The organism is Nitrospira sp. (genome assembly GCA_029194535.1).
GTDB lineage: Bacteria > Nitrospirota > Nitrospiria > Nitrospirales > Nitrospiraceae > Nitrospira_C.
The window spans coordinates 1,597,494-1,620,989 of sequence record JARFXR010000001.1; the positions used below are offsets into that span (position 1 = coordinate 1,597,494).

The following is a 23,496-nucleotide window of genomic DNA, read 5'->3' on the forward strand; positions in this document are numbered from 1 at the left end:
CGAGTCAACGGCTCACAGAGTCTGGACCGCCTCATCCCGTTGCGCGCGAGCGGTCGGCATTCGAATCGTGATGATCGTCCCCTGGCCGTGGTTTCCCGAAACATGGAATTCTCCTCCGAGGATTTCCGCCCGCTCGCGCATGCCGAGCAGTCCGAGCGAGGCGCGGTCAGAGAGTTTCTCGGGGGGAATGCCTCGACCGTCGTCCTCTATCTCAAGCAGCATCTGTCCTAGGGTCTCGCCGATTCGAACAATGACATGGGTCGCCTGAGCATGTCGAGCGATATTCGTGAGGGCTTCTTGGCAGATACGAAACAACGCCGTGGCTTTTTTGGGATCAATCTGCGGATCGTCCGTGTCGGTGATCACCTCGCAATGAATTCCGGTTCGAGACGTGAACGTTTTGGCCTGCCACTCGATCGCGGCTAAAAGACCGAGGTCGTCCAGCACGCCGGGGCGAAGATCGGCGGTGACACGTTGGACGATCGCAATGGTCTGATCCAGCGTTTTATCCATCGCGTCGATCTTGCCGCGTAAGGCGGTCGCCGCCGTTCGGACATCCGGGCCGGCGAGCAAATCACCCATTCCTGCGAGGTCCAGCTTCAACATGGTCATCTGGACCCCCAATTGATCGTGGATCTCTCGAGCAAGCCTGGCTTGCTCTTCTTCCTTCACCTCCTGGATGCGCCTGGAGAGCATACGCAATTGCTTGATCGACTGCTGTAATTGGTCTTCTGCTTCTTTTCGATTGGTAATGTCTTCGATGAAGGCGTGGAAGGTATATGTTCCGTTCTCGCTAAACGCGGCGAGGATGAGTTCCACGGGGAACTCCTTGCCGTCACGGTTCAACGCGGTCGTCTCGATGCGTTGGTTCAGAAACGGGCCATGGCCGGTCGCGAGAAAATGCCGCAGGCCGCGCTGATGCCTCTCCCGGTAGCGGGTCGGAATGATCAACTCGGAGAGTCGGCGGCCGACGGCCTCGTGGCAGGTCCAGCCGAAGATCACTTCGGCGCGCGAGTTCCAATAGGTGATCGCTCCCCGCTCGTCCATTCCGATGACGGCGTCCAACGTGTGATTCAGAATGGCCCTTGTCCGCGCCTCGCTCTCTTTCAACGCTTCTTCGGTTCGCTTGAGTTCAGTGACGTCAAGCAGGCAATTGAGCGCGCCCGTGACTTGTCCATCCTTGTCCTTGATCGGAATCGGATTGGCGAGCACGAAGACACGCGATCCATCAGGTCGCTCGACGATCAATTCGCGGCTCTGCTGAGGGAGTCCGGTGCGCAGAGCCTCCGCGATGGGAGCGCGATCGTGGGAGAGCAGGCTCCCATCCGGAAGGTAAAGTTTGGCCGCCCCGCAAAACCGCTCGACAGGGTCGCCGCATCGAGGCTCACGGCCCCAGAACTGCGCGGCGCGCCGGTTGTAGTGGATGATGACTCCATCCGCATCACAGACGTAGACGGCGACCGGGAGCAAATCGATCAACTCGCGGCAGGCCGGCTCTTTACTCATGAAGGCCGCCCCGGTCCAGGAGCAGTTCGTCAGTTGCCGTTCCAGTCTCGCGCGCTGGTCTCGGATGCGCCGGATGACCTCCTTGCTGCGGCCGACTGAGGCCGCCTCCTGCTCGATCGCGGCGGCGAATTGAACGACGAGTTGCAGACGATCCGGCGCCGCGTCCGTTGCGGAGGTGGCGACCGTGAGCGCTCCGATGACGGCTCCGGACGCATCATGAACGGGTGCGGCGGCGGACGCGCAATCGTGCAGGCAACGCATGAAGTGTTCGGCGCCGATCACCGCAACGGGCCGGCCCGTCGCCAACGCCGTCCCTGGGCCGTTGGTTCCCATCGCGCGTTCCGACCAGTCATAGCCAGGAAGGAGTCCAACGTTACGACTGAGATCCGGAGCGTTCCCGCAGCTCTCCAAGACAATGCCTTGACGATCGACAAGATAGGCCGCGTGCTTGATCGGTTCGAGGGCCGTTGAGATCAGGCGGAGGTATCGTCGGGTGGTCTCAACCAGCTCGTCGTTGTTTTGCAGGCGCTGGGCAAGCTCGTCGTCGGCGACTCGCTGCGGGTTGATCGATTGAGGTTCGGCGGACATTCCAAATCGAACGCAACGAGTCCATGAATCCAGGATGACCGGACGCACCGCGATGTCGGTCGGCGAGCCGGAGAGAAATCGCTTCCATTCCACAAAAACTTGGGTGTCTTGCATAGGATCGTCCCTTCGACGATTATGAGGGAGCCATCCCGTCATACTCCGTCGGCTCGGAGATCTTATCTTCGATCATCTCCGACCCAGTGTCCGCTCCGGACGATCCGCCTCGCTCAATTGACGACTTCCAGGCGATGTGCCGGCGTCGGCCGGATGACGTTGCCCGTCGGGGCATGAAGTTGCGAATCGGGTTCTCCATCTTGCGCGTGGGTCACCACCAGCGTGGCGCGAGCTTTTCCCATTGTGTCGTGAACGCTCACGGTGGGTTGTCCTTCCAGGAGTCTGAGGTCGAGACGGATGGTTTTGCGTTCGTCGAAAAGTCTCAGCCTCGGAGGTCCATCGGATCGACATAGAATTAGGCTAAAACGTTCAAGCTGACAATCTAGGACAATCCCTAGACCCCATCTCAAAAGTCGTTCATGACGGGATGGAGTCTGTTGTCGTCATTCCCGCGCAGGCGGGAATCCAGACTTCTTAGGTCACTCTGAACGCCCGCTTTCGCGGGCATGACCGGTTCTCACCGGAACACCCATTCTGAGATAGCTTCTCGTGTCCTGAGTCTGAAGCTCACATGATAATTCTTGGAGCCAACTGTTTGACTGATGACAACTTTATGCCCCTGACTTATTCCGCGCATTGCAGACTCAGGACATTAGGGAAGGCGCAGGGTGGTCGTAAACAATAAGCTATGATGGGTCAGCCTCAATCGGCTCAATCGACCCAGACGTTCCACTTCGAGAAACACGTCGGACCAGTGAACTTCAGGCAACCGATGCGTGACCTCCTCCAACGTACAGTCAGGATTTGCTCTCACCATGTCAAGAATCCGATCGCCGGTGGTGGCTTCTTGTAGCATTGACTCCTCCCTTGCTCAGACAGGATCCTTCGAACCGCAGATTGAGTGGTGTATCCTTCTCTTCTCTTAGAGAGTGCGAGAACAAGGCAAGTCTTGGTCCCGGTTGACTGGGCGACAGAGGCGTTCCGAACTTGTTCGAAAAGAGGCTCAAAAGCAACAGGATGGCGAGCATACGAGCGATCGATGTTGATGGGGTCGATCATTATTTGAAGCGTTGTTCCTCTTTCACACTGTGCGAGTTGAGCGAAAATGCTCGGATCAGATACCTTTCTCACTTACATGAGCGTCATCCAGCATAAGGTGACCTCTCGGCAGAGAGGATGGTTCGATCGCCACTCCTCTCATGTCCTGTCGATGTGACAGGTGAATTGATCAAGCCCACCTCAAACCCTCAACCCATCGCTCTCATTTCAGGCCGTGATGGCTTTTCATACGATCGACGTCCATGAGGACCTGTGATGTTTGCAAGATAACGTCTTCAGCCACCTGAAACGAATTCAGATCCTTTATTACAAGGTCGCGGCAGTCATGGTCACGGTGTCTTCTCATTTTCTGCTCCCGGAGTGCTGGATCGGACAGGATCAGTCGACTCCCGGCAGGTCGAATCAGATCAGACTCGTCGCAACGCTTCCTGCCACAAGGACACTGAAAATCCAAGAATTCACGACAGGCGCGAATCCAAAACTCGCGATGGCGCAATGACGCGAGAGCCTCTAACATCCCTGCGTAAGACATGCACAAGAGCCAAGCTCAATTTCGCTTCACGTCTATGAGGACGACGCCCCTCGGACCGGAACTCCCGTTCCGTTTGAGAGAGGGCGAGGAGAGAGGTTCACCATGAAACCGAAGTTCCTTGTCTCGCCTTCCGCCCCTCAACGTCTGTTGCGGAAGCGAGCCGACCGGAGCACATTCAACAGCAAAGTCGAGGGGCGGTCCTCAACCGATCTGAGCGACCTTCCGATGCGGATTCTGGTTGCGGTTGACGGCTCCAAGGATTCAACGCGAGCCGTGAAATATGTGGGACGGCTCCTGCGCTCCACTCCCGGCGTGAGCGTGACGCTCTTTCATGTGCTGAACCCGCTGCCACCGATTTTGCGTGAGCACGGAGGGTCCGAAGATCCTGTTCGTGAGGAACAGTTGGGCAGGCAACTCAGGAGAGAGCGAAAGGACTGGTACCGGAAGGAGCAGAGACTGGAATCTCCTATTCTGTCGAAAGCTCGCCGGGCGATCGAGACCACGGGGTTTCGCGGCTCCCGGATTCACCTGAAGTTCGGATATGAAGACGATGTGGCCGGAGCTATTCTCGAAGAGGCTCGAACGGGCCGTTACGGTACGCTGGTGGTCGGCCGGCGCGGCGTTTCCGGCCTGAAAAAACTCTTTTTCGGTGGTATCACGCGGCGGCTCTTGCAACAGGCGAGCGGATGCGCCGTCTGGGTCGTCGAGTGATGAGCCTGGCTCACGCACGATCGTGGAAGCGCGCGGCGACCACGCTGTCCGATGATCGGCTCTCCAGTGTGGCGCGTTCGGCGGGTACGGGAAGTGTCGAACCTCCATCGCGCCGGCCGCAGCCTATCATGGCGCGCACACACAAACCCGGACTATGGAAGTATCGAAGCGTCGAATTCGTCGCGTATCTGTCGATCGTGCTGGCTGGGTGCGTGTTATTTGAAGAAGAGGAGGTGATCTATCTCAACAAGGCCATGGAGATTCACGCCACCCAAGCCGAAGTCAAACGACGGTTGGGAGTTCCCAAGGATACCCAATCTCTACCCAACGGCGAGACCCTGTGGAAGTATCAAGTCTGGACCAACACCGGTGGAGATCTTAACGGTCCGGGCGAAAGTTACTGCGACGAATACAGCCTGCGTTTCGATCGGCAGGCGGCCCTCCGTGAGTGGACTCATCACGACTGCTGAAGCTTGTTGGACAGGAATTGTCCGGCGAGATGGTAACAGACGAACCGGCGGCGGGGTTGTCTTTCCAGAGGAAAGGATCGCGCGTCTTCTCTAGTTTTCCCTGTATCTCCCTCCTGTTCTCTGCCTTTGTCCTGAACAGAATGACAGAGCTCTTGCTGCGTTATTCGACAAAAGTAACCTGTTTTTCATGATGGTACAACGGGCCCAAATCTGCAAAATGGAATACACAGAGCCATACAGTGGGCAGTTCGATCGCAGGAGCTCGTGTAATGGCAGAGACGGATGGGCGTATCAATGTCGGCTCCGGAATTCTTATGGATCGAGACGGATCAATAAGACGCCAGAGCTTGTTGCGGTTAACTTCCGGATCAAGGGGGGAGAAGATGACGACACGTTTATTCAGCATAGTGGGCGGTTGCACCTTACTCGTGATGTCGGCCTTTTGGCTGCGTCCCGTCGTGGCTGAGGCCTGGGTTCCTCCGCAGTGGATCGACAAAGTGTCCATGGAAGTCATGGTTCAAAAGAATCTGGACCCGAAAGGCAACTTCGCCCCTTACTTCAAACAATTGGAAGTGATCAGCGAAGCGGCGGTCCAGGGGGATTTTACCGGTAAACGGAAAGGCATCAACCGCTTCCTCGAAATGTTGGAGACCAAAGAAGGTGGGATCAGCACCGAGTCGGCGCACGTGATTTTCGCGACCGTCGTCAAATGGGCGCCGTACGCCGTCTTGGTGCCGATGAAGGACAAGAGCAAGATGGATCCTGAGGAGAAGGCGTTGATCGCGCGGGTCGAAAAATTTGCCGCAGCGGTGAAGGACCAGGATGAGCGGGCGGCGCTCTCCTTCTAGGGCTCAACATGAGTCAGGACCTTCTTCCTCGGAAAAGGAAGAAGGTCCTGGCGTCCGGGAAGAATCACACGACGCCCGCGCGAGGACCGTGGAGGAAGGAGTGTTCGGCCAAGTCCCCTATTGATTCGTCTGAGGGATGCCCTCGGTCGAGTCAGGCGAGGAGTCTTTGCGTTGAATCTCAAAGGCCTCATCTATAGGGAATTGGGTGAAGGGTTGACTGAAAGAGGATTGGCCGAGGCAGTCGGCGTCCCTCTGCGAACAATTACGAATATCCTTGCCGATAGAAGCCCGAACGACCCTGCGGTCTGGGAACACTTTGCGAAATATTTTCGAATGGATGCGGACTTCCTGCGCACCGGGGTGTCTGCGCGCGAGAGAACGACGGTTGAACTATCGGCCAAGACACATGATTCCGCGACAGGTCAAATCCGAAAGGTTCCCCTGCTGCACTGGGATCACATGGGTCAGATCTTGACAAGCAACAGACTCCCCGAGGTGCTCCATGCCGAGGCGATGATCGAGGCGACGGATGTATCGGGCACGCGCACGTTCGCTCTGAAAGTCCAGGACGACTCGATGGAGCCTCTGTTCAGCAAAGGAGAGATGATATTCGTCAATCCCGACCTCGAGTGGAAGCCCGGCGACTATGTCATCGCCCGTTACCGGGAGGGAAATTCTGACGCCATGCTCCTTCGTCAAGTCAAACGCATCGGCAGTCAATGTATTCTCCATCCGCAGAACCGGAGGTATGACGATCTTCCGGTGACGAACCGGGACGCCGTGCGTGGAAAGGTCGTCCGGCTGAGAAAGAATCTGTGAACCTGCGCGGATCCGTCGGCGTGCGCGGATCCGTCAGAAGGAGGGCATCAAGATGTGGGCTCATCAGCTTGTCGAAATGAAACGGTTCACCGCAGGCAACAGGTTGACGCGACTCGTGATCCTAGCCCTGTGGTGGCTCGCAACAGCATCATTCAGCGTCGCGGGGACTCAGGCGGAGCCGGCGCATCCGCAGCTGCTTCCCGGCGACAGGGTCCTGTTGGGCACCGTGGAGGAAATCAGAGGCGATCAGGCGCGAATTGATACCGGCGAGCTGCAAGCGCGATTTATTCCCATGGGGGTCAGAAAGGCCAAGGGGCTACCGGAATTGAAAGTGGGAGATCGGATCGAGCTCACCGTCAACGACCAGAATCTTCTTGTCGATGCGCATGTGATGGGCGAGTCGAGCCGGCATGCCGTCGTTCGAGGTCAGCTTGCCGAGGCCTTGGTGACCGGGCATGACAAGGCCGTGCTGCGCACGGCCGGCGGCAGAGAAGAGTCCTATTTCATCCGGCCGGTCGCGCGAAGCAAGGTGGCCTCCGTTCCCGTCGGCGTGGAGGCCGTCTTCCTCATCGATGAAATGGACAGAATCGTTGATGTCACGTTTGACAGCAGGGATGGGGTCCATCGTGCGGCGGAACTCTGGCAGAAGAAGTCTCCTCTGAAGGGCAACCTCGCCCAAGTTCCTGGAAGAATCGTGAGGCCCTTGAAGGACAATACCATCGTCATTCGCACCGGGGATGGCAGAGAGCGATCGTACGAGGTGCGGCCGCTCATTCAGCCGAGGGTGGCGGAACTCTCCACAGGGGATGTCGCCGTGCTTCTGGTGGACGATGAACACAAAGTGACCGATGTCGCCTTTGAACCGGGGAAGCAGCAGTAAAGAGGCGGAGACGTCAACCGCAGCCGCCGTCCCTGATGCGGGGCGGCGGCTGAATCGGCGAGACAACCGAGGCAAACGATCAACGAGGTCATTCTACAACCAGTAAAGGAGGAACTCATGAACAAGCCAGGCGTCCCAGTCGGCGGGCTCAAGACCGTGGGTCAGATTGATGCCACCAATCCGTTGGTGTTTCATGCCGGGCAGGACGGCATGGAGGTCGCGCTGGCGTTGTTATCGACCCACACGGCCGGCGCCCCGGTGGTGGATGCCCATGGCAAGTATCTCGGGTTCATCAATGAATTCGATGTCATGAAATCGCTCGATGCGGGCCATGATCTGAACAAGCTGTCGGCGGAGCAGATCATGCGCAAGGATCGACTGGTGATCTCCCTCTCGACGGCAATTACCCACGCGGCGAAGGTGATGCAGGAGCATCGGGTGGTAAGCCTGCCGGTCGAGCGTGACGGAGTAGTCGCGTACTCCGTCACCCGGCACGATCTCCTACGGGCGCGAATCGGTCTAGGGGTGGGTATGGGCCTTGAACCCTAATCTGAGAAGGTAAGTCGCGTCGTCTGACATGCCAAAATCACGGAAGAAAGCCATGAGGAGAAAGACGTGCTCGTGGTCAGATCAGATGGGACTGTGCCGACAAGCCGGGACCGATCGCGATCCGTTGCCGATTTGACGATGCGCCGGCCTCTCTAAAGGAGGCCGATCAGAGCGTGTGTCTGCGGTATAACGATCTCAATCTCAAGCATATCGGTAGCCCGCTGTACATCAAGGGTTGACCGGCACCGGCACACAACGGGCGCTGCTTCCCTTGAACGCATTGAGGCAAACCACCGACGCATCCGAGTCCTGGAAAGGCGGCCGATTGCGGATCAGGAGAGACGGATGAGCGTTGAAGCGTGGTCCACCACGTACCGGGTGAAACTGATTGATCGCTACGAGGTGGCCGAGAACACCATGGCCTTTCGCTTCGAGAAGCCGGCGCATTTTACGTTCACGCCGGGTCAGTTCATCGACATGACCCTGGTGGATTCTCCAGAAACGGACGCAAAGGGCAATAAAAGAACCTTCTCGATCGCAAGCAGTCCCGAAGACGACATCCTGATGGTGGCGACAAGGTTGCGCAACACGGCGTTCAAGCGCGTGTTACGAACCATGTCTCTTGGTACTCAGGTCTCCATCGAAGGTCCGTTCGGCGACTTGATCCTCCATACTGATGCGACGCGGCCTGCGGTGTTCCTGGCCGGGGGTATCGGCATTACGCCGTTTCGGAGCATCCTCTTGCATGCGGCGAAAGCGGAACTCTCTCATCACCTGGTCCTCATTTACTCGAATCGGCGGCCTGAAGACGCAGCATTCTTTGATGAGCTTGAAGCCCTGCAACGAGACAATCCGCGGTACACGTTCGTCGGAACCATGACCCAGGCGGAGCACTCGTATCGTTCCTGGCAGGGTGAACGGGGCAAGGTGAGTCGGCACATGTTGGACAAACTCCTGAAGGACCTCGTCGGTCCCATTTACTACGTGGCCGGACCTCCGAGAATGGTCGGCAGCCTGCAGAGCATGCTCACAGAGGCCGGCGTCAAGAACGAAGACATCCGAGCCGAGGAATTCTTCGGCTATTGAGCCGTTCACATTCCGGCTGCAATCTCATAAAGAGCCACGATGCCGTCTCTCCAGGCTAAGAGGACAAGACCCGTATTGTCCCGTGAGTTTCAGACGGTGAGCGTGACCGTTGTCCGGCTTCTGAGTGGTGTCCTGCTCTGCGCCGGCTGTGTCGTTGGGTTGCCGATAGGCTGCGCCAAGACGGTGTGGGAACATCCGGTGAAAGGGACATCGAGCTTGCCACAAGATCGGGCCGGGTGCGAGGAGCGGGCCGGGCATCTGGCGCAGGAAGGAGACCCGCATACCGGCAATGTGCAATCCATGCAGGACCACATCGACGAATGTCTTCGAGCCCTTGGATATGTCGAGCGATCCGGCGGCCGTGGATATTGAATCGCACCGCCTTCCTGTTTCCTCTCTCCTCGTCCCTCTGTCCTCGTGATGACGACAGGGTCATGCTTCTGAAGTTGGACAAACAATTCCAGCTTTGTCGGATGGTCGGCGCCGCTTCAATCTCGTACAGATGACACTATGGCCGCGGCGAGAAGCGTCTTTCACGTCTCAAGCGGCCGGCGATGGATCCGGATAAGCGGCCTGTCGAAGCTCGGCACGCCCGACGGCATGCAGGTCGTCGTGAGCAGGCAGGACAGCGCGACCCGCTGAACGAAGAGGTGAGACGAGGAACCCATGCTCGAGCTGTATCAGTTTGAAGAATGCGAGTACAGCGCGCAGGTTCGCCTGAAGATGTCCGAATGGGTGATCGACTGCATCTTGAGAAACGTCTCGAAGGACAAATCCAAGCGCGAGCGCCTGAAGCGAATATCCGGACACAACGAGACGCCGACGCTGGTGGATTCGTCCTGCGGCGTCATCATTGCGGGCGACGAAAAGAAGATCATCGAGCACCTGCGGAGATTTCACCGTCGCAAGAACACGAAGAGCGGATCAACGAGAAGAGCATGAGGCGAAGCACGGCTCATGGTCGATTCGTCGGCGAGCGGTCGCGCACTCGACGCCCTGTGCGTAACTGCTCGAACGGCACGATACGGAACGCGCGTCGTAGAGCGTCGAGAGGGTTGCGCCGGCAGTTCCGTCCCTTCGTGGCGCGACTCGAGCGGAGCGTGATGGGATCGTGAGTTGCATCTCTCATTGCACTTACGGGCCGATGTATCCGATCGTACGAGGCGCCGGAGCCAAGCAGGCGGCGCTGTTCGCAACACGTCTTCTCAAGGAGGTCTGCAGTGACCGAACAGCTCTGGCCCTTCGCCGTCTACGGCCTCGCGGTCCTGGCGATTGCGGCGGGAATGATCGGGATCTCCGCTGTGCTGGGCGAGCGGCATCGCGAGCAGGCGACGGACGAACCCTATGAATCCGGCATCGCCGTCACGGGCTCGGCGCAGATCCGCTTGCCCGTGCAGTTCTACCTGATCGCGATGTTGTTCGTCATCTTCGATCTGGAGGCGGTCTATCTTTTCGCCTGGGCCGTGGCGGTGCCCGAGACCGGCTGGCTCGGGTTTGGAGAAATGCTCGTCTTTATCGCGGTGCTGTTCATCGCGCTGGCCTATTTGTGGCGGGTCGGCGCGCTCGATTGGGGAACCTCCCTCCAACGGGTACCGGTACGGAGGCGCAAAGGTCGCGATGCGTTGGTGGCTCAGCAAGCCGGCGGACGATCACCGATCGGCTGACGGAATGGGCAGAATCGGCGACGGCACGCCGGCGGACGCGGTGCGTCGGAGCGTCGTCCTGGGACGGTTGGAAGACCTGATCGCCTGGGGGCGGAAAAATTCGCTCTGGCCGTTCAACTTCGGCTTGTCCTGTTGCTACGTCGAGATGGCGACCAGCCTCACGAGCCGGTACGACATCGCGCGCTTCGGCGCCGAAGTGGTCCGGGGCAGTCCGCGCGAAGCGGATGTGATGGTGGTCGCCGGCACCGTGTTCGTCAAGATGGCGCCGATCATCAAGCGCCTGTACGAACAGATGATGGAGCCTCGCTGGGTGATTTCTATGGGATCCTGCGCCAATTCCGGCGGGATGTACGACATCTATTCCGTGGTGCAAGGCGTCGATTCTTTCCTGCCGGTGGACGTCTATCTTCCCGGTTGCCCGCCGCCGCCCCATACCTTCATGGAAGGCCTGTTGCTGTTGCAGGAGCAGGTCGGTCGGGAACGGCGGCCGCTGAGCTGGGTGATCGGCGACCGACAGGTATCGAAGCCGCTGATGCCTTCGCAGCGCGATCACAAACGAGTCGAACGAGAACGAGCGACGGACCTCCCGGGGGTCGATCGCCTGCCGATGACCGAGCTGAAACGTGAAAAATGGACATGAGCCGGACCACGATCGTCGATGAACTCCGGGGACGATTCGGCCGGGACGCATTCTCGGTTCAACCGACGTGCGATGCGCTTCCCACTGTCTGGACGTCGACAGGTCGGGTGCGTGAGATGCTCCGGTATCTCAAAGATGAGGCGGATCGACCCTATAAGATGCTGTATGACCTCACCGCGATCGACGAGCGGGTCCGGCGGGTGAGACAGGATCAGCCTCCGGGCGAATTCACGGTGGTCTATCACCTGCTCTCGTTCGAGCGGAACGAAGACATCCGCCTCAAGGTGCCGCTGGCGGGAACGACTCCCGGCATCGCAACCGTCACCGATCTCTGGCCCGCCGCCGACTGGTACGAGCGGGAAGTCTGGGACCTGTTCGGCATCACCTTCGGCGGGCATCCGCATCTCCGCCGGATTCTGATGCCGCCGACCTGGCAAGGCCATCCGCTCAGGAAGGATCATCCTGCCCGCGCGACCGAAATGGGCCCGTTTTCGTTGCCGGAGGACAAGCAGGAAGCAGAAGAAGAGGCGCTGAAGTTTCACCCAGAGGAATGGGGGATGACGCGCTCGCGCGAGGCATCGGACTTCATGTTCCTCAATCTGGGCCCGGCGCACACCGGTACCCATGGAATTCTGCGTCTCGTGCTCCAACTGGACCAGGAGGAGATCGTCGATGTGGTGCCGGACATCGGCTATCACCACCGCGGAGCGGAGAAGATGGGCGAGCGCCAGACCTGGCACACATTCATTCCTTATACAGACCGGATCGATTATCTGGGCGGCGTCATGAACGAGTTGCCCTATGTGCTGGCGGTGGAACGGCTCGCCGGCATCAAGATTCCCGATCGGGCTCAGGTCATCCGGGTCATGATGGCGGAATTCTTCCGCATCGCGAGCCATCTCGTCTGGTACGGAACGTTTGCGCAGGATGTCGGGCAGCTGTCTCCGGTCTTCTACATGTTCACCGATCGGGAGCGCATCTTTCACATCGTGGAGGCGATCTGCGGTGGGCGGATGCATCCGGAATGGTTCCGCATCGGCGGCGTGGCTCAGGATCTTCCGGACGGCTGGGACAGACTGGTCCGTGAATTTCTGGACTATTTTCCGCCTCGCCTCGCGGAATACGACGACCTGGTGATGCGCAATGCGATCTTCAAAGCCCGCACACGGGGTGTGGGCGTCTATACGAGGGAAGAAGCGATCGAATGGGGAGTGACCGGCCCCGGTTTGCGCGCGACCGGATTCGAGTGGGACTTTCGGAAACGGCGGCCCTATTCGGGGTACGAGCGGTTCGAATTCGATGTTCCGATCGCGATGCACGGCGACTGTTACGACCGTGCGGTCGTGCGCGTCGAGGAGATGCGGCAGAGTCTCCGGATCATCGAGCAGTGTCTCGACCACATGCCGGAAGGCCCGTACAAGGCGGAGCATCCGTTGGCCGCGCCCCCGATCAAGGAACGGACGATGCACGACATCGAAACGCTGATCACGCACTTTCTGAGCGTCAGTTGGGGTCCGGTGATTCCGCCCGGCGAGGCGTTCGTCGGGATCGAGGCCACCAAGGGCAACAACGGCTATTACCTGATCAGCGACGGCACGCCCTGGCCCTACCGCGTGCGTATCAGGACGCCGTCCTTTCCCCACATGCAGATGGTCCCATTGATCTCGCGCGGCCTTTTGCTCGCGGACCTTGTGGCCATCCTCGGCAGCGTGGATTTCGTACTCGCGGACGTGGACCGGTGAAACGACCCTGAACGGTTTGCCTATGCTGACTGACATCGAACGTCGCGAAATCGAGGAAGAGCTCTCGCACTATCCGGATAGACAGGCAGGCTGTGTCGAGGCGTTGAAGGTCGTCCAGCGACATCGAGGCTGGGTCTCCGACGAGAGTCTCAAGACTGTCGCTGCCCTGCTCGGCATGACGCCCGATGAGCTGGACGGCGTCGCGACGTTTTATAACTTGATCTTTCGGAAGCCCGTCGGGCGGCATGTGATCTTTCTGTGCGACAGCATCAGCTGCTGGGTCTGCGGGTGCGACGCCCTGCGCAAGGGTCTCCAAACCCGGTTGGGGATCTCGATGGGCGAGACGACGGGCGACCGTCGATTCACGCTGCTCCCGATCGTCTGCCTCGGAACCTGCGACCGAGCCCCCGCGATGATGATCGACGACGATCTCCACGGAGACCTGACCGCCGCGAGCATCGATCGCATTCTTGAACGGTATCCATAAGAGGACCGGCCGATGGGAGAACAGCCGCTGACCCGCAACATCAGGCCGAACGCCGAGCCGCTGTGGCTGGCCGAGTACGAGAAGGCCGGGGGGTATGAGTCCGTGCGCAAGGCGTTGCGCACGATGGCTCCCCAAGAGGTGCAGAAGCTCGTCACCGACTCCGGCCTGCGCGGGCGCGGCGGCGCCGGGTTTCCGACCGGCAGGAAGTGGAGCTTCGTGCCGATGGGGCCGGACGCGCCTCGTCCCAAATATCTGGTGGTCAACGCCGATGAAATGGAACCGGGCACATTCAAGGATCGGCTTCTGCTGGAAGGGGACCCCCACCAGATGATCGAGGGCATGATCGTAAGCGCCTATGCGATCCAGGCGAACGTCGGCTACATCTTTCTGCGGTGGGAATACCGTCTGGCGGCCGAGCGTTTACGCAAAGCCATCGCCGAGGCTCGTTCCCACGTCTATTTGGGACGGCACATCCTCGGATCTGATTTCTGCTTCGAGCTGTACCTCCACACGAGCGCGGGACGGTACATTTGCGGTGAAGAAACCGCCCTGCTCAATGCGCTGGAAGGGAAGCGCGCAATCCCCCGCTCCAAGCCGCCTTTTCCTCAAGTCGTCGGGCTCTGGGGCAAACCCACGATCGTCCAGAACGTCGAGACCCTCTGCAACATCCCGCACATTATCGTTCACGGCGCCGAGTGGTATCGCGGCCTGGCCCGTGGAAAAGACGGCGGGACCAAAATCTACGGCGTGAGCGGCAAGGTGAAACGGCCCGGAGCCTGGGAGCTTCCCATGGGCACGCCGATCCGTGAAATTTTGGAGGAGCATGCGGGAGGCATGCGGGACGGCTTCGCCTTCCGCGGCCTGTTGCCGGGGGGCGCCTCGACGGCGTTGCTCGTGGACGAGCACCTGGATCTGCCGATGGACTTCGAATCGATCCCGCGAGGAGGCAGCCGCATGGGTACCGGGACGATGATCGTACTGGACGATCGGGCCTGCCCGGTCGGTTTCGCGCAAAACCTGGAACACTTCTTCGCGCAGGAATCCTGCGGGTGGTGCACGCCATGCTGGGAAGGATTGTCCTGGACGGAGCGAATCCTCCAGAACCTGGAGGACGGACAGGGGCGGATGGAGGACATTGATCTCCTCGCAGCGCACACGAAGCTGATCGGTCCCGGGCGAACCTTTTGCGCCTTGGCGCCTGGAGCGATGGACCCGCTGCAGAGCATCTTGAAATATTGTCGAGCCGATTTCGAGCGGCACATCCACGAGAAACGCTGCCCGCGCGTGGCGGGCGCGCCGGCGTAGCCGGAGCGAGGACATGGCCACCATCATCGTCGATGATCGCCCCTACCAGGTGGACGAGCGCGAGAATCTCCTGCACGCCTGCCTCTCGCTCGGCCTGAATCTGCCGTACTTCTGTTGGCATCCGGCGTTGGGCTCGGTCGGCGCCTGCCGCCAGTGCGCGGTGAAGCAGTTCAGGGACGAGCGCGACCGCGAAGGGCACCTGGTCATGGCCTGCATGACGCCCGCCGCCGATGCCACGCGCATCTCGATCGAGGATCCCGAAGCGAAGACGTTTCGCGCGAGCGTCATCGAATGGATGATGGCGAACCATCCTCACGATTGTCCGGTTTGCGACGAAGGCGGCGAGTGCCACCTCCAGGATATGACCGTGATGACCGGCCATGCCTACCGCCGGTATCGGTTCACCAAGCGCACCTTCCGCAATCAGAACTTGGGGCCGTTCATCACCCATGAAATGAATCGCTGCATTCAATGTTATCGCTGCGTGCGTTTTTACCGAGGTTATGCAGGCGGGCGGGATTTCGACGCGTTCGGCTCGCGCAACCATGTCTACTTCGGCCGGCACGAAGACGGCACGTTGGAAAACGAATTCAGCGGCAACCTCGTCGAGGTCTGTCCGACCGGGGTGTTCGACGACAAGACGTTGATGCGGCACTATACCCGCAAGTGGGACCTGCAGACCGCGCCGTCCCTGTGCGCCCACTGCAGCCTAGGGTGCAACACGATCGCCGGCGAGCGTTACGGGAGCCTCCGGCGCATCCTCAACCGGTATCACAGCGAGATCAACGGGTATTTTCTCTGCGATCGGGGACGGTTCGGATACGACTTCGTGAATAGCGAGCGGCGGATCCGCCGTCCGAGGGTCCGTCAGAACCGCCGCGACCGGACGCTCCCGATGGAAAAGGATCTGATCCTTCGCGAGTTGGGAGCGCTGCTGGCCGAGAAGCGCTCCCGCATCATCGGCATCGGTTCTCCACGCGCCTCGCTCGAATCCAATTTTGCGCTTCGCGAGTTGGTCGGACCGGAACGGTTTTCTCATGGACTTTCCGCGCGCGATGCCGGCTTGGCTTCCCTCATCGGAGATATTCTGAGACGGGGGCCGGCCTGTTCGGCCTCGATCCGTGATGTCGAGCAGGCGGACGCGGTGCTGGTCCTGGGCGAGGACCTGATCAACACCGCTCCACGATTGGCCTTGGCGGTGCGGCAGTCGGTCCGCCAGGAACCGATGGAGCTCGTCGACAAGCTGGGCATTCCCCGTTGGCATGACGCCGCCGTGCGGGAGGCGACCCAGGCGCGGCTGGGTCCGGTATTCATTGCCGCTCCATACGGGGCCTGGTTTGCCGACATCGCGGCGGAAACTTATCACGGCGCACCGGATGATCTGGCGACTCTCGGATTCGCGGTCGCACATGAACTGGATCAGGCGGCGCCGCCGGCTCAGGCTCCCTCTTCTCGGATCAAGTCCCTGTCGGAGTCCATCGCCGCCGCTCTGCGACGGGCGACCCGTCCCGTCGTCATCTCGGGGACGGGTTGCCGGAGCGATGCGGTGATCCGCGCAGCCGCGAATGTGGCCTGGGCGCTGTGCGACGGCGGCGCTGCTGCGAAGCTCTGCTATGCCCTTCCGGAGGCGAACAGCCTGGGTCTCGTCCTGCTGGGGGGCACGAGCCTCGAGGAGGTGTTCGGCGCCGTAAAGGATCGAGCGGCAGACGCGATTCTCATCCTGGAGAACGATCTGTACCGCCGAGCCGATGTTGCGCCGGTGGACGGCTGTCTGAATGCCGCCGAGAAGGTCATCATCCTCGATCACCTGGAACACGACACCACGGCCAAAGCCGATGTGTGGCTCCCGGCCGGCACGTTCGCCGAATCGGACGGCACGCTGGTGAACAACGAAGGGCGAGCCCAACGTTTCTACCAGGTCTTTCCTCCCGAGGGGGAGATTCAGGAAAGCTGGCGCTGGATCCGAGATGTGGCGGCCGCGTCCGGTCATCCCGCCGAGCCGGACATGGCGGCCTGGAACCGGCTGGATGACGTCGTATCGGCTCTTGCGCAGGCGATCCCGGCATTTCAGCGTCTCACTGAGGCGGCGCCGCCGGAGGATCTCCGCCTGGTCGGCCAGAAGGTCCCTCGGCAGACGCATCGGTTCACGGGACGAACCGCCATGCACGCTCCTTTGACGATGCATGAACCCAAACCGGCGGATGATCCGGACTCGCCGTTGGCGTTTTCGATGGAAGGCTATCTTGAGCAACCGCCGTCTCCACTGATCAATCGTTACTGGGCTCCCGGCTGGAATTCGGTCCAAGCGTTGAACAAATTCCAGAGTGAAGTCGGGGGTTCCCTGCGACAGGAGATGCCGGGCCTCCGTCTGATCGAACCGTCGGGCGCGAAGGTGGCGACATATTTTGGCGACGCACCGAAGCCCTTCGAGGCTCGCGACCACGGCTGGCTGATCCTGCCCCGGTATCAGATTTTTGGGAGCGAGGAACTGAGCGCGCGCGCCTCAGCCGTCGAAGAACGGATTCCGGAAGCGGCCCTGATGCTGAACCCCGACGATGCGGCGAGACTTCAAGTGAAGTCCGGCGAGCGGGTGGAATTCGCGCTCGGCGGTCAATCGTATCGTGTGCCTGTGAAGCTCGGCTCCGATGTTCCTCGCGGAACCGCGGGGCTCGCAATCGTTCCCGGCTTCACCGATGCGGCCCTCCCGATCTGGAGTCCGATCATGCGGGTTGTGGAGCCATGAACGGAGTCGCGTCTCAGTTCCTGATTATCGCGGGCGTGCTGGTCACGGTGCTGACCCTCAGCGCGCTCTTGATCTGGCTGGAGCGGCGGCTATTGGGATTCTGGCAGGACCGGTTCGGCCCGAACCGCGTCGGCCCGTTCGGCCTGCTGCAGGTCGTGGCGGACATGATCAAGATCTTCATGAAAGAAGACTGGGTGCCGCCGTTCGCCGACAAGGCGGTGTTCGTGATCGCGCCGGCCGTCATCATCGTCACGATCCTCATGTCGTTTGCGGTCGTGCCGTTCACGCCGTCGATCGTCGTGGCCGACCTGAACGTCGGCCTCCTGTTCGTGCTGGCCATGTCGTCGTTGTCCGCCTACAGCGTCGTGCTCGCTGGTTGGGCCTCCAACAACAAGTACTCGCTGCTGGGCGGGCTCCGCGCCTCGGCGCAGATGCTGAGCTATGAGGTCTTCATGGGGCTGTCGCTCATGGGGGTCGTCATGCTGGCGGGGTCCTTCAATCTCAGAGACATCGTGGAGGCCCAGCGAGACCTCTGGTTCTGCATCCCTCAGGTTTTAGGATTTGTCCTCTTCTTGATCGCCGGTCTGGCCGAAACGAAACGCGTTCCGTTCGACATCCCCGAGGCCGAAGCCGAACTGGTCGCAGGCTTTCATACGGAATATTCCGGCATGAAGTTCGGCATGTTCTTCGTGGGGGAATACCTCGGCATCATTCTGATATCGGCCATGATCACGGTGTTGTTCTTTGGAGGTTGGCAGGGTCCTTGGCTGCCGCCCGCGGTGTGGTTCTGGATGAAGACCTTCCTGTTCATCTGTCTGTTTATCCTGCTCCGGGCCACGCTTCCGCGACTGCGGTTCGATCAACTCATGGCGTTCGGATGGAAGGCCATGCTGCCGCTGGCGTTGGTCAACCTGGTGATCACCGGAGGTCTGGTCGTCGCCGGCCGGTCCGGCCTGTAAACGAGGCTTGGGATGCTGAAGCTGCTCAAGGGAATCTGGTTGGTCTTCCTCCATCTGTTCAAGCGGCCGGTCACCGTGCAGTATCCGGACGAGAAACCCTATCTGCCGCCTCGCTGGCGGGGCCGGATCATTTTATCGCGCGATCCGGACGGGGAGGAGCGCTGCGTCGGCTGTTATCTCTGCTCGGTCGCCTGCCCGGTGGCCTGCATCGCGCTCCAGGCGACGGAAGACGAGCACGGCCGTCGCTATCCGGCGTGGTTCCGGATCAATTTTTCACGCTGCATTTTCTGCGGATATTGCGAAGAGGCCTGCCCGACCTATGCGATCCAGCTCACCAACGACTTCGAGATGAGCGAGCACGACCGGCGAAACCTCGTCTACGAGAAGGAGGATCTTCTGATCAGCGGCACGGGCAAATACCCCGGCTATAACTTTTATCGGGTGTCCGGGATTCAGATCGGCGGGAAAGACAAGGGCGAGGCGGAGCGTGAATCCGCGCCCGTCGATGTACGGAGCCTGTTGCCATGACGGGCGCATGGTACCTGGCGGGGGTGGTGGCGGTGGTGGCGACCGCCTTGGTCATCACCAGCCTGAACGCGGTGCATGCGTTGCTCTACTTGATCGTCTCCTTCCTGGCCGTGGCCGTGGTCTTCTTCATCCTCGGCGCGCCGTTCATCGCCATGTTGGAAATGATTATTTACGCCGGCGCCATTATGGTTCTCTTCGTCTTCGTGGTCATGATGCTGAACCTCGGACGCAGGGCGATCGAGCAGGAAGCGGGGTGGCTCACGCCGGGGGTATGGATCGGGCCTTCAATTCTGTCGGCGATCCTGGTCGGCGAATGGCTCTATCTGTTCGGCGCCGGTGCCCTGAACCAGGCCGGCGGCATCGCGGTTCAGAATCCCAAACAGGTGGGCGTCGTGCTTCTCGGCCCCTATTTGATCGGGGTGGAGTTGGCCTCCATGCTCCTTCTGCCGGGCCTCGTCGGCGCCTATCATCTGGGTCGACGCTTGAAGTGCGAGAAATCTTGAGGTGAATACCGTGTCTCTGTCGATGCCCCTCGCGCACGGCATGGCGCTCGCCGGGCTGTTGTTCGCGCTCGGACTGATCGGGCTCCTGGTTCGACGGAACCTCATCTTCATGTTGATGTCGGTGGAAATCATGTTGAACGCGGCCGGATTGGCCTTCATCGTGGCGGGGGCCAATTGGGGACAGGCGGACGGGCAGGTCATGTTTCTCTTTATCCTGACCTTGGCGGCGGCGGAGGTGTCGGTCGGTCTGGCGCTGGTGCTGCAACTGTACCGCCACGTCGGCACGCTCGACGCCGATGCGATGTCTCGCCTGCGGGGATGACATGCTTGATCTTCTCTGGTTGATCCCGGCGCTTCCTCTTATCGGCTTCCTCGTCTTGGCCGTGGCCGGCGGATGGCTCTCACGCAGAATGATCGCGTCGGTCGGAGTCGGGTCGGTGGGCCTCTCGATGGCCCTGACCGGATTCGTCGGGGTCGCATTCATCGGTTCGAGCCCCTCAGTGCGGGCGTACAGCCAAACCCTGTGGACTTGGTTGGACGTGCCCGGCTTCGCGCCGGCCATCGGCTTCTATCTGGACCCGCTGTCGCTCGTGATGACGGCGGTCATCACTGTGGTCGGGTTTCTCATTCACGTCTATTCGGCCGAGTTCATGATCGACCACGGGACGCAGCCGGTCTCGGCCGGCTTGGGGCGGGCGGGTGAAGCCGACAGTGGGTACCGCCGCTTCTTCGCCTACATGAACCTGTTTGTCGCAGCCATGCTGACGCTGGTGCTCGCGGACAATTTGTTGTTCTTGTATCTCGGGTGGGAAGGGGTCGGACTCTGCAGCTACCTATTGATTGGATTCTGGTATCGCGAGCCGGCCAACGGAGCGGCGGCGCAAAAGGCCTTCATCGTGACGCGACTCGGCGACGTGGCGCTCGCGATCGGACTCTTCCTGCTGTTCACGCATCTGGGCACGCTGAACATTCAAGACCTCATGGTCCGCGCGGCCGGAGAATGGCCGGTCGGGTCCGGGCTCGCCGTCGCCGCCGCGGCCTTGCTCCTTGGCGGCGCGGTCGGCAAGTCGGCGCAGCTTCCGTTACAGACCTGGCTCCCGGACGCCATGGCCGGTCCGACTCCGGTGAGCGCGCTCATCCATGCGGCCACGATGGTGACGGCGGGCGTGTATCTGATCGCGCGCACCCATGTCTTGTACAGCCTCGCGCCCTCCATACAGGCTCTCGTCGCCGCCATCGGGGCGCTCACGCTGCTCCTGGCCGCCTCCAGTGCGCTGGTGCAACGCGACCTCAAACGCGCGCTGGCCTACTCGACGATCAGCCAGATCGGCTACATGTTCCTCGCGCTGGGAGTGGGAGCCTGGGCGGCGGCGCTCTTTCACTTCACCACGCACGCGTTCTTCAAGGCCCTGTTGTTCCTGGCCGCCGGCGCCGTGATCCAGAGCCTTCACGAGGAGCACGACATCTTCAGAATGGGCGGCTTGCGAAAGACGCTTCCCGTGCCCTTCTGGACCTTCCTCATCGGGGCGGCCTCGCTGGCCGGGTTTCCGCTGGTGACCGCCGGCTTTTACAGCAAGGACTGGATTCTGTGGGAAGCCTGGGCTTCGCCGATCGGCGGTCCTTGGCTCTGGGGCGCCGGAATAATCGGCGCCTTGCTGACGGCGTTGTACAGCTTTCGCCTCGTGTTCCGGGTCTTCTTCGGGGAGGCGAAATCGGCGGTCGGGCCGAGGCCCGGCTGGGTGATGACGCTCCCGCTGGTTGCGCTCGCGGGAGGTTCTCTGCTTGTGGGATTCATGCAGATGCCCAACACGCTCGGCAATGTTTCTCTGTTCGGCGAATTCGTCGGGACGGCCCTGCCGGCTGTTGAGGGGACGGCTTCCGTCACCACGGAGCTGACCTTCCAGGTTCTCACCATGCTCGTCGCGCTGTTTGGGATTGCCGCCGCATACCTGCTGTTCCTGCGTCGTACCGGCCTGGTCGATGCGCTGGCCGAGACGCTGTGGGGAGGTACCGTCTCGTGTGTGTGGTTTGCCGGGTGGGGCTTCGATCGGCTGTATGACCTATTGTTCGTGCGTCCGTTCTTGTGGGTCACAGGCGCAAACAAGGACGACCTGATCGATCGAGGCTATGAAGGCCTGGCTTTGCTCAATCGGGAGTGTTATGGCGCGTTGCATCGAACGCAAACAGGGCAGGTCCGTTGGTATGCCGCGGTCCTTGCCGTAGGCTCGGTCGTGATCGTTGCCTTGGTGGTGGTCTCATGATCCTCGGATGGCTGATTCTGCTCTTGCTCGCGGCTGGTCCGGCGGCCTGGCTGCTCGATCGGCGTGGATCGCAGTGGCCGCGCTGGATTGCGCTGGGTGCGCTGACGATCGATCTTGTCTTGACGCTCATCCTCTGGGTCGAGCGAGCAGCCAGGGTCTCGCTCTCGAGTCAAGACGTCTGGCTCGCCGAACTGAGCCTGCCCTGGATTCCTCGCTTCGGCATCACGGTTCATCTGGCCCTCGACGGTCTCAGTGTGGTTCTTGTCTTCCTGACCCTCTTTCTCGGCCTCACGGCGGTCGTAGCCTCCTGGACCGAAATCCGAGAGCGCGTCGGATTCTTTCACTGCAACCTGCTATGGGTCCTGGCCGGCGTGCTGGGAGTCTTCCTGACCATGGACCTGTTTCTGTTTTTCATCTTCTGGGAAGTGATGCTGGTGCCCATGTATTTTCTGATTAGTCTCTGGGGGCATGAGCACCGCGTCTATGCGGCCGTCAAATTTTTTCTCTTTACGCAGGCCGGCAGCCTGCTGATGCTGATCGCGATCCTCGGCCTGACGTTCGTCCACGCTCGGCAGACCGGTAGCCTGACGTTCGACTACCCGCAATTGCTGGGGACTCCGATGGACCGGACCGTGGCTCTGTGGTTGATGTTGGGATTCTTCGCCGCCTTCGCGGTGAAACTCCCGGCCGTGCCGTTTCACGCCTGGCTCCCTGACGCCCATACCGAAGCCCCGACCGGCGGGAGCGTGATTCTCGCGGGACTCCTGCTCAAAACCGGCGCCTATGGCCTGATCCGGTTCGCGGTGCCGCTCTTTCCGGATGCCGCGCAGACGTTCGCGCCGATCGGCATGACGTTGGGCGTGAGCGGCATTCTCTACGGAGCGTTGCTGGCCTTCGCTCAGACCGATCTCAAGCGGCTCGTGGCCTATAGCAGCATCAGCCACTTGGGATTCGTGCTCCTCGGCATCTATTCTAGAAATGCGATCGCGCTTGAAGGAGCGGTGATGCAGATGATCGCCCACGGGATCACGACCAGCGCCCTGTTTATCCTGGCGGGCGCGCTGCAGGAGCGGCTGGGCACCCGTGACATGCGCCGTATGGGGGGGCTGTGGGCGACCCTCCCTCGTTTCGGCGCCGTCACACTCGTGTTTGCGATTGCTTCGCTGGGACTTCCCGGCACGGGGAACTTCATCGGCGAGTTTCTGGTGCTGCTCGGGAGCTATCGAGTCGATGTGCCGATGACGGCTCTCGCCGCCCTGGGCCTGGTGGCGGCCGTCGTGTACTCCCTGGCGCTGATCCAACGGACGTTTCACGGCTTGGTCGGTGAAAGCCGGACGGTGCCGGATCTGCCGGCGCGTTATCTGGTCACCTTGGGCGCCATGATCGCCATTCAGGTCTGGCTGGGCCTCAATCCCCAACCGGTGCTGGAGACGGCGGGACAGGCGCTGGAGAGTCTGCGCGGCTTCGGCGACAGGACCGCCGTCCTCTCGAGGAGATAAGGC

Annotated in this window: 23 protein-coding genes and 1 pseudogene; 21 read left to right on the forward strand and 3 right to left on the reverse strand. The window is 60.7% G+C overall.

The annotated features are described in order from the left end of the window. Positions 1-12 precede the first annotated feature (12 nt). From P0111_07225 to P0111_07235, 3 genes are all read right to left on the reverse strand, one after another. Positions 13-2,208 (reverse strand): PAS domain S-box protein, encoded by a 2,196-nt coding sequence (locus P0111_07225; protein ID MDF0643808.1) that lies wholly within the window; start codon positions 2,206-2,208, stop codon positions 13-15. A gap of 113 nt (positions 2,209-2,321) precedes the next feature. Continuing rightward, positions 2,322-2,468 carry a hypothetical protein gene (locus tag P0111_07230; GenBank protein MDF0643809.1) on the reverse strand — a complete coding sequence of 49 codons (147 nt, stop codon included), beginning with the start codon at positions 2,466-2,468 and terminating at the stop codon, positions 2,322-2,324. A gap of 392 nt (positions 2,469-2,860) precedes the next feature. Next, positions 2,861-3,064, reverse strand: coding sequence for a hypothetical protein (locus P0111_07235; GenBank protein ID MDF0643810.1), 204 nt, complete (start codon positions 3,062-3,064; stop codon positions 2,861-2,863). A gap of 837 nt (positions 3,065-3,901) precedes the next feature. On the opposite strand from P0111_07235, the gene P0111_07240 reads away from it, so the two are divergent. The 21 genes and pseudogenes from P0111_07240 (at position 3,902) to nuoM (ending at position 23,493) form a co-directional block, all read left to right on the forward strand. Further along, entirely contained in the window at positions 3,902-4,510 is a 609-nt protein-coding gene (locus tag P0111_07240) for a universal stress protein (protein ID MDF0643811.1), read from the forward strand. 128 nt (positions 4,511-4,638) lie between these two features. Next, positions 4,639-4,980, forward strand: a complete 342-nt coding sequence (locus P0111_07245) for a hypothetical protein (GenBank protein ID MDF0643812.1) — start codon at positions 4,639-4,641, stop codon at positions 4,978-4,980. Positions 4,981-5,363: 383 nt separating this feature from the next. Continuing rightward, positions 5,364-5,828 carry a hypothetical protein gene (locus P0111_07250; protein ID MDF0643813.1) on the forward strand — a complete coding sequence of 155 codons (465 nt, stop codon included), beginning with the start codon at positions 5,364-5,366 and terminating at the stop codon, positions 5,826-5,828. Between the two features lie 171 nt (positions 5,829-5,999). Further along, positions 6,000-6,647 (forward strand): XRE family transcriptional regulator, encoded by a 648-nt coding sequence (locus P0111_07255; GenBank protein MDF0643814.1) that lies wholly within the window; start codon positions 6,000-6,002, stop codon positions 6,645-6,647. A 52-nt stretch (positions 6,648-6,699) separates the two neighbouring features. After that, complete coding sequence (locus P0111_07260) at positions 6,700-7,527, forward strand: hypothetical protein (GenBank protein MDF0643815.1); 828 nt, start codon at positions 6,700-6,702, stop codon at positions 7,525-7,527. A gap of 117 nt (positions 7,528-7,644) precedes the next feature. Continuing rightward, complete coding sequence (locus tag P0111_07265) at positions 7,645-8,076, forward strand: CBS domain-containing protein (GenBank protein ID MDF0643816.1); 432 nt, start codon at positions 7,645-7,647, stop codon at positions 8,074-8,076. 345 nt (positions 8,077-8,421) lie between these two features. After that, positions 8,422-9,162, forward strand: a complete 741-nt coding sequence (locus P0111_07270; protein ID MDF0643817.1) for an FAD-dependent oxidoreductase — start codon at positions 8,422-8,424, stop codon at positions 9,160-9,162. A 39-nt stretch (positions 9,163-9,201) separates the two neighbouring features. Continuing rightward, complete coding sequence (locus P0111_07275; protein ID MDF0643818.1) at positions 9,202-9,534, forward strand: hypothetical protein; 333 nt, start codon at positions 9,202-9,204, stop codon at positions 9,532-9,534. Between the two features lie 294 nt (positions 9,535-9,828). Then, positions 9,829-10,104: a glutaredoxin domain-containing protein gene (locus P0111_07280; protein ID MDF0643819.1), complete on the forward strand. Its 276-nt coding sequence runs from the start codon at positions 9,829-9,831 to the stop codon at positions 10,102-10,104. Between the two features lie 278 nt (positions 10,105-10,382). Continuing rightward, positions 10,383-10,826 carry an NADH-quinone oxidoreductase subunit A gene (ndhC, locus tag P0111_07285; protein MDF0643820.1) on the forward strand — a complete coding sequence of 148 codons (444 nt, stop codon included), beginning with the start codon at positions 10,383-10,385 and terminating at the stop codon, positions 10,824-10,826. A gap of 4 nt (positions 10,827-10,830) precedes the next feature. After that, positions 10,831-11,310 (forward strand): annotated as a pseudogene (locus tag P0111_07290) (NADH-quinone oxidoreductase subunit B). 152 nt (positions 11,311-11,462) lie between these two features. Then, positions 11,463-13,208, forward strand: coding sequence for an NADH-quinone oxidoreductase subunit C/D (gene nuoC / locus P0111_07295; protein MDF0643821.1), 1,746 nt, complete (start codon positions 11,463-11,465; stop codon positions 13,206-13,208). A gap of 22 nt (positions 13,209-13,230) precedes the next feature. Then, positions 13,231-13,695 carry an NADH-quinone oxidoreductase subunit NuoE gene (nuoE, locus tag P0111_07300; protein ID MDF0643822.1) on the forward strand — a complete coding sequence of 155 codons (465 nt, stop codon included), beginning with the start codon at positions 13,231-13,233 and terminating at the stop codon, positions 13,693-13,695. 12 nt (positions 13,696-13,707) lie between these two features. After that, complete coding sequence (gene nuoF / locus P0111_07305) at positions 13,708-15,000, forward strand: NADH-quinone oxidoreductase subunit NuoF (GenBank protein MDF0643823.1); 1,293 nt, start codon at positions 13,708-13,710, stop codon at positions 14,998-15,000. Between the two features lie 13 nt (positions 15,001-15,013). Next, on the forward strand, positions 15,014-17,743 hold the full coding sequence (gene nuoG / locus P0111_07310; GenBank protein ID MDF0643824.1) for an NADH-quinone oxidoreductase subunit NuoG: 2,730 nt from the start codon (positions 15,014-15,016) through the stop codon (positions 17,741-17,743). Next, positions 17,740-18,702, forward strand: a complete 963-nt coding sequence (gene nuoH / locus P0111_07315) for an NADH-quinone oxidoreductase subunit NuoH (GenBank protein ID MDF0643825.1) — start codon at positions 17,740-17,742, stop codon at positions 18,700-18,702. The genes nuoG and nuoH overlap by 4 nt, the downstream gene beginning before the upstream one ends. 12 nt (positions 18,703-18,714) lie before the next feature. After that, positions 18,715-19,230, forward strand: a complete 516-nt coding sequence (nuoI, locus tag P0111_07320; protein MDF0643826.1) for an NADH-quinone oxidoreductase subunit NuoI — start codon at positions 18,715-18,717, stop codon at positions 19,228-19,230. Further along, on the forward strand, positions 19,227-19,733 hold the full coding sequence (gene nuoJ, locus P0111_07325; protein ID MDF0643827.1) for an NADH-quinone oxidoreductase subunit J: 507 nt from the start codon (positions 19,227-19,229) through the stop codon (positions 19,731-19,733). The genes nuoI and nuoJ overlap by 4 nt, the downstream gene beginning before the upstream one ends. Before the next feature lie 10 nt (positions 19,734-19,743). Then, positions 19,744-20,055, forward strand: a complete 312-nt coding sequence (gene nuoK / locus P0111_07330) for an NADH-quinone oxidoreductase subunit NuoK (protein ID MDF0643828.1) — start codon at positions 19,744-19,746, stop codon at positions 20,053-20,055. A gap of 1 nt (position 20,056) precedes the next feature. Further along, positions 20,057-21,994, forward strand: coding sequence for an NADH-quinone oxidoreductase subunit L (gene nuoL / locus P0111_07335; protein MDF0643829.1), 1,938 nt, complete (start codon positions 20,057-20,059; stop codon positions 21,992-21,994). Beyond that, positions 21,991-23,493 carry an NADH-quinone oxidoreductase subunit M gene (nuoM, locus tag P0111_07340; protein ID MDF0643830.1) on the forward strand — a complete coding sequence of 501 codons (1,503 nt, stop codon included), beginning with the start codon at positions 21,991-21,993 and terminating at the stop codon, positions 23,491-23,493. Before nuoL ends, nuoM begins: the two co-directional genes overlap by 4 nt. Positions 23,494-23,496: the final 3 nt, after the last annotated feature.

What these genes read in the sequence shown, in the direction of transcription:
- P0111_07280 (MDF0643819.1), top strand. Translation starts at nt 9,829, where the DNA reads ATGCTCGAGCTGTATCAGTTTGAAGAATGCGAGTACAGCGCGCAGGTT.
- nuoI (MDF0643826.1), top strand. Translation starts at nt 18,715, where the DNA reads ATGCTGAAGCTGCTCAAGGGAATCTGGTTGGTCTTCCTCCATCTGTTC.
- nuoF (MDF0643823.1), top strand. Translation starts at nt 13,708, where the DNA reads ATGGGAGAACAGCCGCTGACCCGCAACATCAGGCCGAACGCCGAGCCG.
- P0111_07245 (MDF0643812.1), top strand. Translation starts at nt 4,639, where the DNA reads ATGGCGCGCACACACAAACCCGGACTATGGAAGTATCGAAGCGTCGAA.
- P0111_07235 (MDF0643810.1), bottom strand. Translation starts at nt 3,064, where the DNA reads ATGCTACAAGAAGCCACCACCGGCGATCGGATTCTTGACATGGTGAGA.
- P0111_07225 (MDF0643808.1), bottom strand. Translation starts at nt 2,208, where the DNA reads ATGCAAGACACCCAAGTTTTTGTGGAATGGAAGCGATTTCTCTCCGGC.
- nuoH (MDF0643825.1), top strand. Translation starts at nt 17,740, where the DNA reads ATGAACGGAGTCGCGTCTCAGTTCCTGATTATCGCGGGCGTGCTGGTC.
- P0111_07250 (MDF0643813.1), top strand. Translation starts at nt 5,364, where the DNA reads ATGACGACACGTTTATTCAGCATAGTGGGCGGTTGCACCTTACTCGTG.
- P0111_07265 (MDF0643816.1), top strand. Translation starts at nt 7,645, where the DNA reads ATGAACAAGCCAGGCGTCCCAGTCGGCGGGCTCAAGACCGTGGGTCAG.
- nuoG (MDF0643824.1), top strand. Translation starts at nt 15,014, where the DNA reads ATGGCCACCATCATCGTCGATGATCGCCCCTACCAGGTGGACGAGCGC.
- P0111_07270 (MDF0643817.1), top strand. Translation starts at nt 8,422, where the DNA reads ATGAGCGTTGAAGCGTGGTCCACCACGTACCGGGTGAAACTGATTGAT.
- nuoM (MDF0643830.1), top strand. Translation starts at nt 21,991, where the DNA reads ATGATCCTCGGATGGCTGATTCTGCTCTTGCTCGCGGCTGGTCCGGCG.
- nuoE (MDF0643822.1), top strand. Translation starts at nt 13,231, where the DNA reads ATGCTGACTGACATCGAACGTCGCGAAATCGAGGAAGAGCTCTCGCAC.
- P0111_07275 (MDF0643818.1), top strand. Translation starts at nt 9,202, where the DNA reads ATGCCGTCTCTCCAGGCTAAGAGGACAAGACCCGTATTGTCCCGTGAG.
- nuoC (MDF0643821.1), top strand. Translation starts at nt 11,463, where the DNA reads ATGAGCCGGACCACGATCGTCGATGAACTCCGGGGACGATTCGGCCGG.
- P0111_07260 (MDF0643815.1), top strand. Translation starts at nt 6,700, where the DNA reads ATGTGGGCTCATCAGCTTGTCGAAATGAAACGGTTCACCGCAGGCAAC.
- nuoJ (MDF0643827.1), top strand. Translation starts at nt 19,227, where the DNA reads ATGACGGGCGCATGGTACCTGGCGGGGGTGGTGGCGGTGGTGGCGACC.
- P0111_07240 (MDF0643811.1), top strand. Translation starts at nt 3,902, where the DNA reads ATGAAACCGAAGTTCCTTGTCTCGCCTTCCGCCCCTCAACGTCTGTTG.
- nuoL (MDF0643829.1), top strand. Translation starts at nt 20,057, where the DNA reads ATGCTTGATCTTCTCTGGTTGATCCCGGCGCTTCCTCTTATCGGCTTC.